Below are 714 nucleotides of genomic sequence, written 5' to 3'. Positions count from 1 at the left end.
GCTGGTATACGGTAGTACTCTCCCTGATCTTCTGCTGCTAACATCTCTTCACGGCTGCACAGAGCTTCATACAGTTTCTCACCATGTCGAGTCCCTATAATCCTGATTGGATGCTGTGGCATTTCCATCAACTCCAAAATAGCGCGGGCAAGAACATTGATGGTGGCTGCTGGAGCTTTTTGTACAAAAATATCACCATTCCTGCCATACAAAAAGGCATGAATCACCAGATCTACTGCATCATCCAGTGTCATCATAAATCGCGTCATCGAAGGATCTGTAATAGAGATCGGTTGATCATTATTGATCTGATCTACAAACAGAGGAATAACAGAACCTCGTGAAGCCATGACATTGCCATAACGGGTCGTGCAGATCATGGTACCATCAGGAACATTACGTGATTTGGCAACAACTACTTTCTCCATCATAGCTTTGGATATACCCATGGCATTAATCGGGTAGACGGCTTTATCTGTACTCAAGCAAACAACACGGGAAACGCTATTGGCAATAGCTGCCTCAAGAACATTCTCTGTACCTAACACATTGGTCTTGACGGCTTCCAATGGATAGAACTCACAGGAGGGAACTTGTTTTAACGCAGCAGCATGATAAACATAATCAACACCACGCAAAGCACTGTGGATACTCTGATAATCCCGGACATCACCAATATAAAACTTTAACTTTTGACTTCCATATCTTTTACGC

1 protein-coding gene is annotated in these 714 nt (G+C 43.3%); it reads right to left on the bottom strand.

Going from position 1 to position 714, the window contains the following annotated elements; translation table 11 throughout:
• The coding region (locus J7438_RS26545; RefSeq protein WP_209279024.1) for a polysaccharide biosynthesis protein at positions 1–714 on the bottom strand (714 nt) is incomplete at both ends.

The sequence above is a fragment of the Thalassotalea sp. G20_0 genome (genome assembly GCF_017744175.1).
Classification (GTDB): Bacteria; Pseudomonadota; Gammaproteobacteria; order Pseudomonadales; family Endozoicomonadaceae; genus Endozoicomonas.
Note: the sequence above shows the minus strand (reverse complement) of the source record. Positions and strands in the feature narration are given on the sequence as shown.